Origin of the sequence: Actinocrinis sp. (assembly GCF_035605935.1) — a bacterium.
Taxonomy (GTDB): Bacteria; Actinomycetota; Actinomycetes; order Streptomycetales; family Catenulisporaceae; genus Actinocrinis.
Genome location: NZ_DATNGK010000044.1, coordinates 1 through 2189, shown reverse-complemented (window position 1 = coordinate 2189; position 2189 = coordinate 1). Strand labels below are relative to the sequence as shown.

Annotated in this window: 2 protein-coding genes and 1 pseudogene; all 3 read left to right on the top strand. The window is 66.8% G+C overall.

Going from position 1 to position 2189, the window contains the following annotated elements; translation table 11 throughout:
- A pseudogene (locus VN779_RS03190) lies at positions 1-576 on the top strand (hypothetical protein); the annotation flags it as partial.
- Between the two features lie 285 nt (positions 577-861).
- The gene (locus tag VN779_RS03185; protein WP_325719943.1) at positions 862-1434 is read left to right on the top strand and encodes a TlpA disulfide reductase family protein; all 573 of its coding nucleotides are present in this window, start codon (positions 862-864) and stop codon (positions 1432-1434) included.
- An 11-nt stretch (positions 1435-1445) separates the two neighbouring features.
- Positions 1446-2189, top strand: a 744-nt coding sequence (locus VN779_RS03180; protein WP_349260624.1) for a hypothetical protein, incomplete at its 3' end; no start/stop codon positions are given.

Below are 2189 nucleotides of genomic sequence, written 5' to 3'. Positions count from 1 at the left end.
GACTTCAAGGACAACGACATCGCCGCTACCGCCAGCGTCATGAAGCTGGTGGTGGGCGGGTATGCCGCCGCCGGCACCATCAGCATGGGCGGCTTCGACTATCACGACAGCACCCGGGCCACCGGCGAGATGCGCAATTTCAAGGCCGGCCAGATGATCGGCGCCGTGCTCGAGTACGCGCAGCGCGTCGGCAGCCCGGTCATGATCTACGTCTTCAGCGACGGCTCCCTGAGCGCGACCAGCATGGTCGACAACAGCACGGCCGGCCGCGGCAAACTCGGCTGGCAGGGCGACAACCAGGCGACCGCCTCGACCTTCTTCCTGGTCTACAGCCCCAACGGGCGCCCGGCGCTGCGCAACGGCGCCGCCAGCCAGCAGATCGGCTATTTCAGCGCCGACGGCTCGGTGGTGAGTACCTCCAGCCCTGCGGCCAACTCCGTGTACCAACTCGTGCAGACCGTCGTCCTGAACTACATGGCACTGATGGGAACGGATGGCCAGTTCGCCACCGCGCTCCCGATGAACACCCTCGGTTCGGCGGCCCAGGGACTGGCGGCGTTCGCACCGATCATCTGACCCGGCCACGCCGTCCGTGGCGCCTGGCCGGCGCCGCGGACGGGGCCCAACGGCAGCACTTCGCTCGATTCGCGCTCGGCCGCCCCGTCGCCCCTCATTGCCTGGGCGGCTGTCGTCGGTCGTGCGGCGCGGCTCGCCGTGCGTCATCGAGACCGGCCGGCTGTCGCCCGTCCGGGAGCCTGGTCCGATGTCGCCCAGCACAGACGCCGCGGGGCCGACATAGCGGAAGCTGCGCCTCGTTCGTTGACAGCTCGAAGTTCGCTGTGCGAGGGTTGCCCGCGTTTCATGTCGGCGGTCGCTTTCCTTGCCGAAGGACAACACTTGAGCTTTCAACGGCCGACAGGCGCCCTGGTGCGCCGTTCGTGCGCCGGGTGGCTAGTTGCGTTTGCGCTCGGCGCAGCGGTCGCGTTCGCGGCGGGGCCCACGTACGAGCTCCTCGGACACGAGGCCCCCGATTTCGCCCTGCATGCGGTGTCGGGTGGCAACGTGCGTCTTTCGGAGCACCGCGGTGAAGTCGTCGTGCTCTCGTTTTGGGGCAGCCGCTGCCCACCGTGCCGCGAGCAGCTGGCCGCTCTGGACAAGAGTCTGGCCACCTATCGGTCCGCCGGGTTGCAGGTCTACGGGATCAACGTTGACGATGACCAGTCCCGGGCGCTCGATTTCGCCCACGGTGAGGCGGTGAGCTTTGCTTTGCTGCTCGACCCGGAAAAGAACGTGAGCCGCAGTTATCAGGTCGATAATCTGCCGATGACCGTACTGATCGACCGCAGCGGAGTGGTGCGGTATGTCATGCGTGATTACAACGCGAAGGCTCAGGATCTGTACCGGCAGCAAGTACGCGTGCTGCTGAACGAATGATCGGAAGGAATATGCTGTACGCCGTCCCGCATCGCCTGTCATTCAACCGCAAAGAGTCGCATGCGGCCGGGAGCCGTTCCGAGGGGCCCGCGGCCCGCCGGCTCCGCATCCCGCCGCGTGCCGCGCTCCTTTCACTGGCATGGCTGGTGATCGGGGCGCTTTGCTCCAACCCGGCGCTGGCGCAGGCCGCCGCTGCGCCGGCGGCTGCGACTCCCGCAGCCGGAATTGCGCAGAATCCGAGGCCTTCCGCGCCCGGGGCCGGCGGCGCGCCCGGTGCACCGGCGGCGCCCAAATCCTCCGCGGCGGCTGCCCCTCCCGGGGAGACTGCCACTGCTGCCGATGCGGCGCCGCCTGACACCCGGGGGCTGGACGAGCAGGTTCAGGGGCTGAAGAAGGACGTGGTGGATCTGAACCGGGACCTGTTCGTGCTGGAAGAGGAGCTGCTGTATCCGGCGAACACCCAGGTGGCCGTGTTCCTTTCGATGGACGTCGGCGACTTTTTCGCTCTTGACTCGGTCCAGCTCAAGATCGACCAGAAGGAAGTCATCAACTATCTATATACCCCGCGCGAGGTGGAGGCGTTGATGAAGGGCGGCGTGCACCGCCTGTACGTGGGCAATCTCAAGGTGGGCAAGCACGAGCTGGTGGCATTTTTCAGCGGCAAGGGGCCCAACGACCGTGCCTACAAGCGCGGCGCGACGCTGACATTCGAGAAGGGCATCGGCGCGAAGTACCTGGAGCTGAAGATCAACGAT

What these genes read in the sequence shown, in the direction of transcription:
- VN779_RS03185 (WP_325719943.1), top strand. Translation starts at nt 862, where the DNA reads ATGTCGGCGGTCGCTTTCCTTGCCGAAGGACAACACTTGAGCTTTCAA.